The following is a 14,294-nucleotide window of genomic DNA, read 5'->3' as shown; positions in this document are numbered from 1 at the left end:
GATGTTACCGAGCTTGCTTTAGGGCAAGCTCGGTGTCGAGCTGTTCTGCTAATGCGGTATGGTTTGCCCGCCGCAATAACGCCGCGACACATTCACTGGTACACAAACCGTATTCTTGCTGGTTGCGCCGCAAGCGATATTGCGATGGTACATCGGGCTTTAGCTCAATGTGCGCCAGAGCGTGCAAGTAGGGGCTGTGGTTGTACATCTTGCGCGCTTGTTGCCAGGTCGCATCCAACAAAATGATATGCTCGGGCAGTGGTGTATGGCGGGGCTCTTGTAGCAGGATGGGTGCTTGCCCATTGGGTGCTGGGTACAGCAATGCGCTGGGCATAGCGTTAATGCGCAGGAGTAATTCGGCATCGGGTTGTTTACGCTGCCAAATAATACGCTGGCAATTGGCAGCCCGTTGCTGAGCAAAAGCGGACAACACTAACTGCCCGGTATTACTGGTTTTATCAAGCTCCGTAGCGTGGGTTAGTAGAGTAATAAACATGCAGCCAGCGGCGACTAACACTCGCCCCATTGGCGCAACAAATTGTGGTACACACCCGTCAGAGAAACCAGCCGTGGGTCGTCTGGGTAATCGGTGGTGATGCCCTGAATGGATTGGTCTAGATCAAATAAAATGCGGCGCTGCTCGTCGCTGCGTATCATGCTTTGCAGCCAAAAGAATGATGAAATGCGTTGGCCGCGGGTAATGGCTTCGACCCGGTGTAAGCTCGTCGAGGGGTACAGGACTAAATCGCCGGCGCCGAGCTTGACGCTCTGGTTGCCGTAGGTGTCTTCCATAATGAGCTCGCCACCGTCGTACTCGTCTGGCTCAGACAAAAATAAGGTCATGGACAAGTCGGTGCGAATTTTTACCGCCGTGCCGCGCACGGGGCGAATGGCGTTATCCACGTGGTTGCCAAAACTGTGGCCTTCGCGATAACAATTAAACAGCGGTGGAAATATTTTATTGGGCAGCGCCGCCGACATAAAGTGCGGATTGGCGCCCAGCGCCGATAAAATCATATCGCCCAGCTCGCGGGCAACGGGTGAATTCTCGGGCAGTTGAATATTGTGTTTGGCTTGCGCCGATTGAAACCCAGCGGTTACCCGGCCATCGATCCAGTCACTCTCGGCCAAACGCTCGCGGGCGTGTTGTACCTGCGCTTTGGTCAGTACGGATGCGATGCGATGCAGCATAGGATTTCCTCAAAGTCTAAAAACAAAAACAGCCCCGGCAAACGCGAGGGCTGTTTGGTAGCCCACCTAAAAACCGGCGGGCCGTTTTTTAGCATTTACATTAAAAGCTAAAGTTTGCACCTAAGGTGACTGAGCGGCCGTCGCCGACGTAGGCGTGACCGCCGGGACGTGACGATGAAATGTAACGCTCGTCGGCCAAGTTGTCACCGTTTAGCTGGAACGAAATAGCGTCGTTTAGCTGGTAAGAGACCATCAATTGTAGCACTTGATAGCTGGGTACCGTAACGCCGTCGCGCACGGAATATTCACCCATGTGCTGTACTCCACCACCGATTTTTAGGCTGTCGGTTACGGTGTAGTTGGCCCAGATGCTTAAGGTGTTGTCGGGGGTTAAGACCAGTTCGTTGCCCTGTTCTTCGGGGTCGTTTGACTCGGTCACCTCAGAATCCATAATCGCCGCCGACGCTTGAATTTGCAGTGCGTCGGTGATGTTACCCGTCAAGCCAAACTCAATGCCGTCCACTTGCTGCTCGCCGTCCAGCACAATGCCCTCGCCATCGGCGTCGGTGGTTTGCGCGTTGGTGCGCACGGTGCGGAACACAGCGGCCGATGCTAACAAGTTGCCACTAAACAGATCCCACTTGGTGCCTAGCTCGTAGCTTAGCGCTTCTTCCGGGTCGAGATCGGCGGTGTCAGCGCTTAGGGTTAAGCCATTGCCAGCTGGGGTAAACGCAGAACCGACACCAAAGTAAATCGAGCCATTTTCGGCGGGTTTATAAACGGCCGAGGCGTTCCAGCTTAGCATGGTGTCGCTGCTATCTAGTGAGAATGGCGGAGTTTCGCCACTGCGGCCACTGCTGGTGTAGTTTTGGTTGTAGGTTAAGTCGAACTGCTCTAAACGCACCCCACCGGTTAATTCCCAGTGTTGGTTTAAAGTCAGAGTATCAAACGCGTAGATTGCGTAGGTTTCACTCTCAGAGGCGCGAATTTGGCTTTTGTCCTCGCTGATGCTACCAACCCAGGTGTCGTTGGGGTTGGGGCTGTATAAAGGCGTATCGACCGGGTAATCACCGCTTTCAACGTTAACCACGTACTGGTCTAGGTTTTCCTGAGTTAGCTCTACGCCGACATTAAAATCGTGCTGAACGGAGCCGGTGTTAAATTGCGTGGTGATGTCGGTCAGGCTGGTGACGATATCGCGCGACTGTGATTTGCTTTTAATGTCGTCCCGACGAGCAAAGTTGTCTGGGTCGGTACGGCTAAAGCGCGGCGAGGTACGCACGTAAAACAAATCGTTATCGGTGTACTTCAGCAAGCTGGTTAAGCGCGTGTTGTCACTAAAGTCGTGGCTGATTTTACCCGAGAAGGTCATTACGTCGACTTCTTCGGTATCGCGGCCTTCGGCAAAACCGTAAAAATTATCGGCGGTGCCATCGGGGATATACACTTCGCCGTTGTCGCGGGTAAACATCGGGATACCGAAGTCAGGGATATTGTCCTGATCTAAGTATTCACCGTACAAGTCTAAGCGGGTCGCCTCGCCCAGCTGCATTGCCAGCGATGGTGCGATACCCACAGAGGTATTCTCGACCACATCGCGACCGGGAGTGCCGCTGTCTTCCACCAATAGGTTTAATCGCCCTGCGACGGTGTCACTGAGTTGCTGATTCAAGTCGATAGTAGCGCGCAGCTGATCATCGTTACCGGCTTTAACGGTACCGCGATAAGCCGTATCAAATTTTGCGGTTTTGGTGATTAAGTTAACCGAGCCACCCGTTGAGCCGCGGCCGTTGTAGGTTGATGAGGGGCCGAGGGTGACTTCTAATTGCTCTAGGTTATACACATCGCGTTCGTACACGGCGGTATCGCGCACGCCGTCGGCGTAGATGTTTTCACTGCTGTCAAAGCCGCGAATGCTCAGGTTGTCGCCTGGGTTGGTGCCACCCTCGCCGGCGGCAATGGTAATGCCCGGCACGTTGCGCAGCGCTTGCTGCAGCGAATCAACGCCTTGGTCGTCCATCACTTGTTCAGTCAACACATACTGGGTCGCGGCGGTATCCAGGATCGGTTGGGTGCGCTTGGGTGAGCTCATCGAATCGACTTTATAAGAGCGCTCATCGGTGCTCTCGATACGGGTTTTCTCCAATACGGCACCTTCCCCAGAGGTTTGTGCAAAGGCGGTACTGCTCATGGCAAAGCCTACGGCGCTGGCAAGTGCGCAGCGTTGGACGGCGCCGATGGTGATGGGGAGGTGACGGTAGTTCATGAAGCTGATTCCTTTAAAAAGAGCATTAAACGGTTTTTGGGGTGAGGTATTAATTTAATACGACTCATTCTCATTAGAATACCGCAAAACCGATGTAAATAAAAACAATTTGCGTTATTATTAGTGAAATACTATGGAACTATTTGTTATCTAGCTAATTCGGATGTACCTGTACCCATGAATCTCCCTTTTTTACTGCGCCGCTCTTTGCTGTGTTCAAGCCTGCTCGTGATGTCTGGGCTCATTCAGGCCGAGCCGGCTACGACGGCTGCTGAACAATTAGTATCCCAATGGGTTGGCCTGGAGCAGCAGCGCAATCAGATGCAAACCGATTGGGCGCTCACAGAGGCGGCGTTGCGCCAGCAAGTGTCATTATTAGAGGCCGAGCAAAAAGAGCTAAAGCAGGCGCTAGCGGCCAATAAAGGTGAGCGCAGCGAGGTAGACGAGGCCCGCGCACAATTGCTGCTTGAGCAAGAGCAGATGGAGACCGATCAGCAGGCGCTTGAGGGTCAGTTAGAGCGCGCCTATCAACAGGTACAAAGAGTGGCGCCGCAATTGCCGCCGCCGCTGGCGGCTAAGTGGCGCGAGCCATTAGCCAAGCTTGGCGCCGAGGCGCTCGATAGCAGCGAGCGCTTGCAGGCGCTGTTGGCACTGGTGGCCGATTTTGACCGATTTAATGCCCGGGTTGCCTTAAATACCACCGCGATGACGCTAACCGACGGCCGCGAAATCTTAGCCGATCAAGTCTATTTAGGTGTTGCACAAGGCTGGTACATCAGCGCCGATGATCAGTACTTTGGCCGCGGCACGGCCACCGCCAGCGGTTGGCAGTGGCAAGAACAGGCGGATATCGACCCGGCCGATGTGCGCGCGATTGTCGCCATGCTGAAAGGCGAGCGCGAGCCCGCGATGGTGCCCGCACCACTGGCGAGCGCTGTGGGAGGTGACCAATGAAGCTGGTGACTAAAACCCTGCGCGTGCTACTGCCGTTATTGTTGTGCTCGGCGGTCGTGTCCGCCGATGGCTTGCCGAGTAAAGTCGAGGCCTCACTGGTGGCCGATATTAAAAGTGCGCAACAAAACCTGGCGAGCACGCAAAAACAACTCACCGCCGAGCGCACCGCGCTGGGTAAAAAGCTGCACAACTTGAGTGACGACGTACGCCAACTGCGCCAAGAGACGGCCGTCGCCCGCCGCTTAGCCGATGAGCAAACCTTAAGTTTGGATCAGCTGCGCGAGCGCTTGGCCGAGTGGCGCAACCAGGGTCGTTATCAACACAACTTGTTGGCCGGGCAACACCAGCAACTCGCCCGTGGCACCGAGCGCGATTTACCGGTAAGGCAAAACTTTAGCGCCGGGCTCGACTGGTTGCAGCTGCGCTTGCAGGATATGGAGCAACAGTTGTACCCCGAGTGGCACACCGCATCGCTCGTGAGCCCCAGCGGCGAAGTCGTGAGCGCGGCGCAAATTAAAGTCGGCCCGGTGGAGTGGTATTTACAGGCTGATGCCGAGCGCGGCGGTTTGCTGCAACGCAATGAGGATCAACCATTGCCCGTGGCGGCGCTGGAATTAAGCGGTGGTGCGCTAGAGCAGTTACAACAACTGCAAAGCACTGGCCGTGGCAATGTGAGCTTTGACCCCACCCTAAACCGCGCGCTGGCGTTGTCGCAAAACCAAGAGTCCGTATTGGCCCACTTAACCAAGGGCGGCGTGTGGGTACTGCCCATCCTAGGCTTTGCGTTGTTTGCCTTGGTGATTGGTTTGGGCAAAGCGCTGCAACTGTGGCGCGAGCCAAAACTCCTGCCGGCACTGGCCGAGCGCTGCGAGAAGCTGGTGCAAAGTGGCGAGGGCGATTCGGCGCTTAACAAGCTGGCGCAGCAAGCCCAGGGCGCACAGCGCGAGATGATCGAGATTACCCGCGCCAGCGGCACCTCCCAGCAGCGCGACGATCGCTTGTTTGCCTGCTTGCTTGAGCACAAGCACCGCTTGGAGTATTGGTTGGGCGCCATTGCCATTACCGCCGCTGTCTCGCCCTTATTGGGGCTGCTGGGTACCGTATCGGGCATGATCAAAACCTTCAAAATGATGACGCTGTTTGGCGCCGGCGATCCGTCCGTGGTGAGCGGCGGTATCTCCGAGGCGCTGATCACTACCGAGTTAGGCCTGGTGGTGGCCATCCCCGCGTTGTTACTGCACGCCGTACTGCAGCGCTGGGTTAAGTCTTACTACAGCCAGCTGGAGACGGATGCCATCAAATTTAGCCAAATCGAGACCGAGCCAAAAGCTCAAGGAGCACAATCGTGAACCTACATTGGGATAACCTGATTATCTGGCTGATCATCGCGCTGGCGGTGGTGGTGTACGGCCTGATTTTGGATTTACTGTTACAGCCACAAAGCAGCGATTGGCACAAACAAGTGCAGCATTGGCTCGGGGCCATTAACCCCATGCTAGCCGCCTTGCCGTTGCTGGGTTTGCTGGGCACCATCGCCGGTTTATTGGTGACCTTTAAAGGCATGGCCAGTGGCCAGCTTGATCAGCAAGAGTTACTGACCACCGGCATCGCCGATGCGCTTATGACCACCCAACTGGGCCTGCTGATGGTGGTGCCGGGTTGGATGCTGCTGGGTTGGTTGCGCCGCCGCGCCACTAGCTGGAGCCGTTTACAGGTAGCCCAAGCGTGAAGCCGAGTTTGCACCAACGCTTAGAAGAAACCCACCAAAGCGGTATCGATTTATCGCCGCTGTTGGATGTGGTGTTTATCCTGCTGATCTTCTTTATTGTCACCACCGTGTTCGTGCGCGAAACCGGCGTCGAGGTCGATAAGCCCCAGGCGGTATCGAGCGAGCAGTTGCAAAAGCAGGTCATGCTGATTGCCATTACCAGCGCTGGTGAAGTGATGTACGACGGCACCAATATCGGGGTGTCCGGTGTGCGCGCGGCACTCGCCCAGCAAAGCCGCAGCGAGCCGCCACCGGTGGTGGTGCAGGCCGATAAACAAGTGCCTACCGAGCTGTTGGTCGAGGTGATCGACGAGGCCAAACTCGGCGGTGCTACCAGCGTTAATATCGCGACCCAGAGCCGGTAATGAAAAGCACTCACCGACGGGCCATTGCCCTGAGCTTAGGCGTGTTGCTGGTGGCGATTTTGATCGGTGCCGAGCAGTGGCTGCAAAACCAACCGCTGTTGCAGCCCGATCAGGTCGAGGTGCGCAGTATCGAGTTGTCGGCCCCGCCGCCACCGCCGCCACCCCCGAAGCCGCAGACTCAGCAACAGAGCACGGCCACGGCGGTGGAGCTAAATATCGCCGGCGGCGGTGCCAGCGTTGAGCTGGGCGTGCCAGAGCTGGATGCGCAACTGGAGTTGGCCGAGCCCGAGGTGCCGCAACTGGCCAGTACCCCCGAATGGAGCACCCAGCTAACGGTTAATTGGGAGGCGTTTGGCTTGGCCGAGCTGGATCAGTTGCCGCAGGTGGTTAACAGCCCGCGCACAGTGTTCCCCAATAGCTTGGTGCGCCGGGGTATTACTCAGGCGACGGTGGAGCTGGATGTGATGATCGACGAGAACGGCCACGTCAGCTTGCGCGGAGTGCGCTCTAACCCCTACCCCGAATTGCAGCCGCTGATTGATAAAGTGGTGCAAAAAACCCGTTTTACCAGCCCGACCAAAAAAGGTCAGCCGGTTCGCGCCGTGTTTACCTGGCCCGTGGAGTTTGCCAAATGATGAAGTCTCGCCTCGCTTGTGTTGTAGCGTTTACCAGTGTGTTAGCGGTTGCCTTTGGCGCGCAGTCAGCCACCGGCAAAAACGCCGGGGTCGACCCGCGCATTGCCATCGAGATCACCGCGCCGCAATGGCAGCTGCCGGCGGGCACGGCCATTTTGGGCGAGCGCGAGGCTAGTTTAGCCGCTGCTGAACAACCGCTCGCGCAGCAACTGCGCCCGCTGTTGCAGGCCGAGCAGTACACGGAGGCGTTAGCACTGCTAACAGCGCAGCAAAGCGATGAGCCAAGCGCTGCGCTCTGGTTATTGCGCGGCCAAATAGAGCAACAACTGAAGGACAACCAAGCCGCTGCGCAGAGTTATCGCGCCGCGTTAACATTATTGCCCGACTTTGCCCGCGCCCACCGAGCGTTAGCACTGGCCGCCATTGCCGATGAGCAATACCGCGAGGCGCGCACCTCGCTGGCCCGCGCGGTCAGTTTGGGGATTACCGACTCCACCACCTACGGCTACTTGGGCTACATCAATTTAAAAGCCGGCCAAAGCTTTGCCGCCGCCGAGGCGTACCAGCAAGCGTTGGTGCTCGATCCGGACAATCGCGATTGGCAATCGGGCTTGCTTTACGCGCTGACTCAATCGGGTCAGTACGACAGCGCCGAGGCGTTGCTGGGCGATTTAATTAACCAGCGCAGCGACGACGCCGAGCTGTGGGTGCAGCGCGCCCAAGTGCAGTTGCGCCAGCATCATTCCGATCAGGCCTTAAGCAGCTTGGAGGTGGCCATTCGTTTGGGCGGCGTGAGCAGCGCCAACCGCCAAGCCGCGGCGCAGCTGCATATGCAAGCGGGCAATTTTCCCCGCGCGCTCGCACTGCTGGATAAAAACCTCGCCGCCGGCGACATCAATATGGGCTACTTAAGTCGCCTCGCCAGTTGGATGATGAGCGAAGAGCAATGGCGCGCCGCCGGCCAATTGTTGCAAAGCATCGATGCGCACAAAAGCAAACTCAGCAGTACCGATAACGCCCGCCGCTTGCATCTGCAGGCGCGCTTGGCGGAGCATCGCGGCGAGCAAACAAACGCCATGGCTGCCATGCAAAACGCCATCGAGCTCGACCCCAGCTTTGCCGATGCCATCGTCGATCTAGCGCGGTTAAAAACCAACGCCCAGGCCTACGCCGAGGCCGAGATGCTCTACTCCCGCGCGGCCGCGCTACCCGGTTATCGGCAGCAGGCGCTAATGGGCAAAGCCCAGGCGTTAATCAACCAGGAGCGCTACCGCGAGTCTTTGACGTTGCTGCGCGATTTATATCGCGAGCAACCCAGCGGTGAAATACAGCGCAATATCAACACCCTTGAGCGCATTGTTAATCAGCGCGGCGGCCGGGGCTAGCTCGCGTGTAAAAGCTGGGATGGAAGGTGCATCTGATCACCATGAGGTTATACTCGTAACTTGGATGACAAGGAGGCATGATGCCAGACACCTCAAAGGTCACTCGCACATCACCAGCGCCGCCCCGCTCACATGAAAGCTGGCGCGACTTTTACGCTCGCACCGAGGGGTTTCCCCATCGCGATCTTACCGAGCAAGCGGTTGCGTTAGCCGCCGGTCAGCCTGCCAAAATCGCCGTGGATGCGGGTTGTGGCTCGGGCTTGGATATTCCCTATTTACGCTCGCAAGGCTATACCGTATACAGCTATGACGCCGAGGCGGCGGCCATCGAATACTGCCGAGAGCGCTATGGCGATGACCCCGGTGTACATTTGCAGTGTGCGAGTTTTGTCGATTATCGCCATCCGCGGGCGAGCCTGGTGTTGGCCCATCGCAGCTTATTCTTTTGTCCGCCGTCACAGTTTGCCGCTGCCTGGGAGGCTATCACCGAGTGTTTACCCGCAGGTGGCGTGCTGAGTGTTGATATGCTCGGTGTGAACGACTCCTGGGCGCGCGAGCCGGCATTGAACGTCAGCGCTTTTACCCAGCGTGAGGTTGAGCAACTGCTGGTGCCGTTTGACATTCAATTGTGGCAGATAACCGATGAACCGGGCACCACCTTACAGGGTCTAGCTAAGCACTGGCACTTTTTTACGGCGGTGGCCTGCAAGCGCTAAACGCCGATGCCGAGACTCGAATTATGCACTGGCTAAGCGGCACTGGCAGAAGGCTTTTGTTGTTGTGCTGAGCAAGGCTTATAGCGAGCGCGGCTAGCCTTTGTTATAGTCGGTGAGACTATTATAAGTATCAAGAGTACACCCCATGAGCATAGTGAGTAACGCCCGTATCCTGCTAATCGCGCCATTCGCGGTGGCCCTTTCTATAACGTCCTTTAGCGCGGCCGCCGATGTGCAGCTGCCACGGATTTTGTCCGATGGTGCTATCTTACAGCGCGACCAACCCGTGGTGTTTTGGGGCACGGCAGACCCAGGCGAGGCTGTGGCCCTGAGCGTTGATGGCGAGCAAGTGGCCAGCGGCCAGGCGGACGCTGACGGCCAGTGGCGTATTAGCTCCAGCAACACCTTCGGTGCTGGTGGGCCCCATACCGTGACGCTAGCGGGTGATAACCGTATTGAACTAGCAGACGTTTACTTTGGCGATGTTTGGCTGGCTTCCGGGCAATCCAACATGGAGCTGCCCATGGCGCGGGTGGCCGAGAAGTACGCTGCCGAGATTGCTAAGTCGGCCAATACCCGCATTCGCCAGTTTAAGGTGCCTAAGGTTGTCGATTACCAAGCCCCGCAAACTGACGTGCCCGAGGGTAGTTGGGTGGCTGCCGCGCCCGATACCCTGCCGGATTTTTCGGCGGTGGGTTACTTTTTTGCCAAGGCCATCGAGCAAGCCGAAGACGTGCCGGTGGGTATTGTCACCGCCGCTTATGGCGGCTCTACGGCGCAGTCGTGGATGAGCCCCGAGGCGTTAAAAGCGTTTCCGCATTACTTAGCGCAGGCCGAGCAAAATGCAAAACCCGGCTATGTGGACGCGCAAAAAGCCGCCGATCGCAAAGCGAGCGATCAGTGGTACAGCTACATCAACAAACACGACCAAGGCTTAGCGGATAATTGGCTTGCGGCCGATGCTGACAGCCAGTGGCAAGCGATTAAATTGCCGGGCTTTTGGTCCGAGCGCGGTTTGGGTGAGATCAACGGTGTGGTCTGGTTGAAAAAAACCGTGATGGTGCCCGAGTCTGCCGCCGGCCAAGCGGCCACGTTGCGCCTGGGACGAATCGTCGATGCCGATACCGCCTATGTGAATGGTCAGCAAGTGGGCAATATCACCTATCAGTATCCGCCGCGTATTTATCCTGTGCCCACAGGGGTGTTAAAGGCCGGCGCTAACGAGATTACCGTGCGCTTGATTACCAATAATAACGACGGTGGTTTTGTGCCTGATAAACCCTACGCGTTAGAGCTGGCGAGTAAGTCTATCGACTTAGCCGGCGAATGGCGGTATCGAATTGGCGTTAACCACACGTCCACACCGCCCACCACTTTTTGGGATTTTTTACAGCCGGTGGGCATGTACAACGCGATGCTGTCGCCCTTGTTTAATGTGCCTTTTAAAGGTGTGATTTGGTATCAGGGTGAGTCTAACGTCGGCGCGGCGGCCGAGTACGCCCAGTTGCTGCCGGCTTTAGTGCGCGATTGGCGCGCGCACTTTAAGCAGCCACGGCTGCCGTTTATTGTGGCGCAGTTACCGGGCTTTGGTGCGCTTACCGACGATGCCAATCAGCCCAGCGATTGGGCGGTCATGCGTGATTCGCAAGCTCATGTACTCAGCGAGCCCAATACCGCGTTGACTGTAAACTTGGGGCTCGGTGAGTGGAACGACATTCACCCGCTTAACAAAAAAGGCGTTGCCGATCGTTTGGCTCTGGCCGCGCGCAAGCTTGTTTACGCTGAAGCGAAACTCGCCGCTGATAGCCCCGCCGCTTATCGCATGAGTATTGAGGAGGATAAAATTCTGATCAGCGTTGCCCACGCCAGCCGTGGCTTGGTCAGTAAAGGCAAGCCCAGCGGTTTTGCCATTGCCGGCGGCGATGGGGAGTTTGTTTGGGCCAAAGCGGAATTACAGGGTGATCACATTTTGGTCTGGAGCGATAAAGTAAAAGCCCCGACGCGAGTGCGTTACGGCTGGGCCGACTTTCCGGATAAAGCCAATGTAAAAAATCGCAGCGGCTTGCCGCTGATGCCGTTTTCGCTGAGTTTACCGGTGGAAGAAAAAGCCGCCGATTAACAGCCCGACGTTTGCACATCGACCACCGGTGCCAGGTTGGGGCCGGTGGGTTGGCGGTAGCGTAAATAGCATTGCGCGTCACCGGCATCCTCTTGAATCACACCGTGCCAATACACCCAGGCCCCACTGTATATGCTGGGGCGTTTTTGCCAGCCACCGGCGTTCATCATCTTATCAATACCCGCTGCTGTGCCCGAGGGGTAACCGTACACAGTGGCAACACTGGTGCCGTCAATATCCACACTGCTGCTGGCAAGATCGGCCACACCCTCTACTTCGGATTTTGCATAAATCATGGTTGCCGCGCTTTTCATTGCGCCGGTCATAGACTCCATGGTCGCCTGTAGCGAGGCCTTTTTTAAATCGATAAACCGGGGCACGGCAACAGCCGCGAGAACGCCCAATAAAAGGATGACGGCGATTAACTCAATAAGGGTAAAGCCTTTAGGGTGGTGCATTGTCATGGCTAGGTTGATTTTTAGGTGGACGCCGATGGCGCATTTATTAGCTGATCATAGCAAGTTTGTTGAGACGCTGCCTAGCGCAGCAGGTGCGTGCTGAGTGCAAAATTAGCTGCTATTAAGCGATGAGGCGTCGAGGCTATGCCAGCCTCAGGCGTTGCGCCCGAGGCTGGTGTATGGTTTTACAGCTGGGTCAGGCTGAACCAGTTAATGTTCCAACCGCCGACCGGAGCGTAGATACCAAAACTAAAAGGCCCAGCGGGCAGTGGTACATCTAAGCTGACGGTTTGCCAGTTCTGCCAGCCACCAGTCGCGGGTATATCCACTAATCCTAGCTGGGTCTGGCCGCCGTTTAAATCCAGCGACAGTTGTGCGCCGCTGGGGCTAGCCACCCGCAACTCGACACGGTAGTTACCGGCAGCCGGTACGCTCATCGCCGAGTAGGCCATCCAGTCGCCGCTATCAATCCAGCCAATATTCTGGCCGCCACCGGTGTCACTGGTGGCTTCAAGTTGTACGCCATTCATGTTGGTGAACCCCTCCGCCTCAATTTTTTGGCTAAAGCCCGCGGGGTTTTCTCCGCCACAAGCGGCGGCGGTGGTTGGATTCCAAAAGTAGGTGCTGACTGTGGGGATGTAGCCCGGATTGGCATACTCGGCGACGTAATAGCCACCCTGATACAACACCACGTCGCCGACGTCATAGGGGGTACCTTCAACCCAGGCCGGGCAGTCGCCGGTGTTGCCCGGGCCGCCGCCCGCGTCCATCTCGTTGTTAATGGCACTGAGTAAGCTGTTGCTGCCGCTGGCATCTTGCGACAGCTCCCAAATCATCACACCCGAGCCCTCTTGCAGAGCCAGCTGGGTTTTGGCGCGAATAGTGGGTAGGCCATTGTAGGTAATGTAGCTGCAACCATTGCATAAGTTGCCAATCACGTCTTGTTGCGCGGCGCCGGCGCCAAACTGCGCCACTATGTCTGATATTGAATAGCTGGGGGCATAACCGCCAAAGCCATAACCGTAAAAAGGTACGCCGAGTACTAATTTGTCTTTACTTAACCCGCGCGCCTTCCAGGTGGCAATGTCCGATTGCGCTTGGGCGTAACTTGAGTGCTCGTTACCGGACACTCCCCAGCTGGGGCCTACCGCATCGTAGGACATGATGTTGACGAAATCGAAGTAAGGCAGTGACGAGGTGGGCACCATACCGCCGTTGTAAGAGGCGGTGGCTGAGGTAAGCAACTTGCCGCTGGGCAAACCGTTGCGCAGCGCCTGGATAAACGGCGTGTAGTTGCCAGCGTTGTCGATGGCGGTTAACACCACGCCTTCGATATCCACATCCAAGCCGTCTAAATTGTAACTGCTGACAAAGTTGAGCAGGTTATTCACGGTATTGGCGCGGTTAGCCGGACTCAGCAGAGTTTGCCAATCGCCGGAGCAGCTGGGAATCACGCCGCCGGCCACCGACACCAGTACTTTAACGCCGGCTTGGTGAGCTTTATTGATGACATAACTTAGCTCGGAGCCGGTGACATTGCCGCCAAAGGTACCTGGCATACACACCGGGTCGCCGCCAGCGGTAACCACGCCGTTGGCATTGGGGTTTAAAAACGACAGGTTAATGTGGGTTAGTTGGCTGAGATCCACCAAATCCACCACCGCCGTCATATTTTTGTATGACGGAATATAGCCGACAACTTTATCGGCCGCCTGAGCGTTGAGCCCTATTAGCGCCGCAGACAGCGCTGTCATTTTTGCGAGTAATTTTACGTTACTAAGTGCATTCATGAGCAATCATCCTGTTTGATTGAGGGGCATTATTGTTGTGTTGCGAGGCAACGTTGTCGCCGCTGGCTAATGGTTTAGCTCTTTAATGGCGTGCTGACCGCTTACCTGTAAATCACCTAATCGCTCGCCGTGTACTGTAGCGTTTTTGGGCGTTAACTAATGCAACTTAGTCGGCGTTCTGTCGATTGCCATGGTGGCCAATAAGCACTTTAGAAAATGTTGATAGATGCGCTATGCCTAGCACAAATGAGGTGAGGTATTGCCCAGTGAGTTTATCCACTTAACGCTGGGCTGCCCGCTTGCGCTTTAAATATAAAATACAAGCAGAAGGCACGTGGGTGATGCAGAACGCTGTAATACACACGATGAACTGGAGTGCGCCGCTAGGTTGATAGGTGCTATTGCTCACCCAGGCAAACCCAATACCAATAGCGATTAGGCTAGTACGTACCACCCAACGTTGAGCGCTATTGCTGATATGTTTTGCGAGTTGCGCCTGGGTGTAAACGGCGGCGGCGATGGTGAGTAGCATCACCACACTGGCGAGATAAAGTTCCATGGGCACTTCTTAGCGCGATTAGTATGGCGCTTGTGTGCGAAGAGTGTAGCGGTTTTTTTAATGCCACCCAGTTTTTCAACGTGAATTA

The 14,294-nt window shown here is 56.2% G+C and carries 14 protein-coding genes; 8 read left to right on the top strand and 6 right to left on the bottom strand.

Going from position 1 to position 14,294, the window contains the following annotated elements:
- Positions 1 to 4: 4 nt before the first annotated feature.
- The 3 genes from ACGHAD_RS17460 to ACGHAD_RS17450 all read right to left on the bottom strand — a co-directional run bounded on the left by ACGHAD_RS17460 (position 5) and on the right by ACGHAD_RS17450 (position 3,457).
- On the bottom strand, positions 5 to 496 hold the full coding sequence (locus ACGHAD_RS17460; RefSeq protein WP_382414385.1) for a DTW domain-containing protein: 492 nt from the start codon (positions 494 to 496) through the stop codon (positions 5 to 7).
- 14 nt (positions 497 to 510) lie between these two features.
- Positions 511 to 1,191, bottom strand: coding sequence for a Fe2+-dependent dioxygenase (locus tag ACGHAD_RS17455; protein ID WP_339616882.1), 681 nt, complete (start codon positions 1,189 to 1,191; stop codon positions 511 to 513).
- Between the two features lie 100 nt (positions 1,192 to 1,291).
- A complete protein-coding gene (locus ACGHAD_RS17450) occupies positions 1,292 to 3,457 on the bottom strand; it encodes a TonB-dependent receptor (protein WP_382414387.1) in 2,166 nt (721 codons plus the stop codon).
- A gap of 177 nt (positions 3,458 to 3,634) precedes the next feature.
- On the opposite strand from ACGHAD_RS17450, the gene ACGHAD_RS17445 reads away from it, so the two are divergent.
- From ACGHAD_RS17445 to ACGHAD_RS17410, 8 genes are all read left to right on the top strand, one after another.
- Positions 3,635 to 4,411: a DUF3450 family protein gene (locus tag ACGHAD_RS17445; RefSeq protein WP_382414389.1), complete on the top strand. Its 777-nt coding sequence runs from the start codon at positions 3,635 to 3,637 to the stop codon at positions 4,409 to 4,411.
- Positions 4,408 to 5,760, top strand: coding sequence for a MotA/TolQ/ExbB proton channel family protein (locus ACGHAD_RS17440; protein WP_339616879.1), 1,353 nt, complete (start codon positions 4,408 to 4,410; stop codon positions 5,758 to 5,760). Before ACGHAD_RS17445 ends, ACGHAD_RS17440 begins: the two co-directional genes overlap by 4 nt.
- Positions 5,757 to 6,140 (top strand): MotA/TolQ/ExbB proton channel family protein, encoded by a 384-nt coding sequence (locus tag ACGHAD_RS17435; RefSeq protein WP_339616878.1) that lies wholly within the window; start codon positions 5,757 to 5,759, stop codon positions 6,138 to 6,140. The genes ACGHAD_RS17440 and ACGHAD_RS17435 overlap by 4 nt, the downstream gene beginning before the upstream one ends.
- A complete protein-coding gene (locus ACGHAD_RS17430; protein WP_339616877.1) occupies positions 6,137 to 6,544 on the top strand; it encodes a biopolymer transporter ExbD in 408 nt (135 codons plus the stop codon). Before ACGHAD_RS17435 ends, ACGHAD_RS17430 begins: the two co-directional genes overlap by 4 nt.
- Entirely contained in the window at positions 6,544 to 7,179 is a 636-nt protein-coding gene (locus ACGHAD_RS17425) for an energy transducer TonB (RefSeq protein WP_382414392.1), read from the top strand. Before ACGHAD_RS17430 ends, ACGHAD_RS17425 begins: the two co-directional genes overlap by 1 nt.
- Positions 7,176 to 8,564 (top strand): tetratricopeptide repeat protein, encoded by a 1,389-nt coding sequence (locus tag ACGHAD_RS17420; protein ID WP_339616875.1) that lies wholly within the window; start codon positions 7,176 to 7,178, stop codon positions 8,562 to 8,564. Before ACGHAD_RS17425 ends, ACGHAD_RS17420 begins: the two co-directional genes overlap by 4 nt.
- Before the next feature lie 80 nt (positions 8,565 to 8,644).
- On the top strand, positions 8,645 to 9,280 hold the full coding sequence (locus ACGHAD_RS17415) for a class I SAM-dependent methyltransferase (protein WP_382414394.1): 636 nt from the start codon (positions 8,645 to 8,647) through the stop codon (positions 9,278 to 9,280).
- A 145-nt stretch (positions 9,281 to 9,425) separates the two neighbouring features.
- Positions 9,426 to 11,399: a sialate O-acetylesterase gene (locus ACGHAD_RS17410; protein WP_382414396.1), complete on the top strand. Its 1,974-nt coding sequence runs from the start codon at positions 9,426 to 9,428 to the stop codon at positions 11,397 to 11,399.
- Here the strand turns inward: ACGHAD_RS17410 and ACGHAD_RS17405 are convergent.
- From ACGHAD_RS17405 to ACGHAD_RS17395, 3 genes are all read right to left on the bottom strand, one after another.
- Positions 11,396 to 11,857 (bottom strand): type II secretion system protein, encoded by a 462-nt coding sequence (locus ACGHAD_RS17405; protein ID WP_382414398.1) that lies wholly within the window; start codon positions 11,855 to 11,857, stop codon positions 11,396 to 11,398. The genes ACGHAD_RS17410 and ACGHAD_RS17405 overlap by 4 nt on opposite strands.
- A gap of 185 nt (positions 11,858 to 12,042) precedes the next feature.
- Positions 12,043 to 13,647: a glycosyl hydrolase family 18 protein gene (locus ACGHAD_RS17400; protein ID WP_382414400.1), complete on the bottom strand. Its 1,605-nt coding sequence runs from the start codon at positions 13,645 to 13,647 to the stop codon at positions 12,043 to 12,045.
- A 280-nt stretch (positions 13,648 to 13,927) separates the two neighbouring features.
- Positions 13,928 to 14,206 (bottom strand): hypothetical protein, encoded by a 279-nt coding sequence (locus tag ACGHAD_RS17395; RefSeq protein ID WP_382414402.1) that lies wholly within the window; start codon positions 14,204 to 14,206, stop codon positions 13,928 to 13,930.
- Positions 14,207 to 14,294: the final 88 nt, after the last annotated feature.

It is taken from the genome of Gilvimarinus japonicus (assembly GCF_042847215.1).
GTDB lineage: Bacteria > Pseudomonadota > Gammaproteobacteria > Pseudomonadales > Cellvibrionaceae > Gilvimarinus > Gilvimarinus japonicus.
The sequence above is the reverse complement of the archived record's forward strand: the minus strand, read 5'-3'. Positions and strand labels throughout refer to the sequence as shown.

Coding starts and splice junctions, on each gene's coding strand:
- ACGHAD_RS17460 (WP_382414385.1), bottom strand. CDS start 496: ATGTTTATTACTCTACTAACCCACGCTACGGAGCTTGATAAAACCAGT.
- ACGHAD_RS17455 (WP_339616882.1), bottom strand. CDS start 1,191: ATGCTGCATCGCATCGCATCCGTACTGACCAAAGCGCAGGTACAACAC.
- ACGHAD_RS17450 (WP_382414387.1), bottom strand. CDS start 3,457: ATGAACTACCGTCACCTCCCCATCACCATCGGCGCCGTCCAACGCTGC.
- ACGHAD_RS17445 (WP_382414389.1), top strand. CDS start 3,635: ATGAATCTCCCTTTTTTACTGCGCCGCTCTTTGCTGTGTTCAAGCCTG.
- ACGHAD_RS17440 (WP_339616879.1), top strand. CDS start 4,408: ATGAAGCTGGTGACTAAAACCCTGCGCGTGCTACTGCCGTTATTGTTG.
- ACGHAD_RS17425 (WP_382414392.1), top strand. CDS start 6,544: ATGAAAAGCACTCACCGACGGGCCATTGCCCTGAGCTTAGGCGTGTTG.
- ACGHAD_RS17420 (WP_339616875.1), top strand. CDS start 7,176: ATGATGAAGTCTCGCCTCGCTTGTGTTGTAGCGTTTACCAGTGTGTTA.
- ACGHAD_RS17415 (WP_382414394.1), top strand. CDS start 8,645: ATGCCAGACACCTCAAAGGTCACTCGCACATCACCAGCGCCGCCCCGC.
- ACGHAD_RS17410 (WP_382414396.1), top strand. CDS start 9,426: ATGAGCATAGTGAGTAACGCCCGTATCCTGCTAATCGCGCCATTCGCG.
- ACGHAD_RS17405 (WP_382414398.1), bottom strand. CDS start 11,857: ATGCACCACCCTAAAGGCTTTACCCTTATTGAGTTAATCGCCGTCATC.
- ACGHAD_RS17400 (WP_382414400.1), bottom strand. CDS start 13,647: ATGAATGCACTTAGTAACGTAAAATTACTCGCAAAAATGACAGCGCTG.
- ACGHAD_RS17395 (WP_382414402.1), bottom strand. CDS start 14,206: ATGGAACTTTATCTCGCCAGTGTGGTGATGCTACTCACCATCGCCGCC.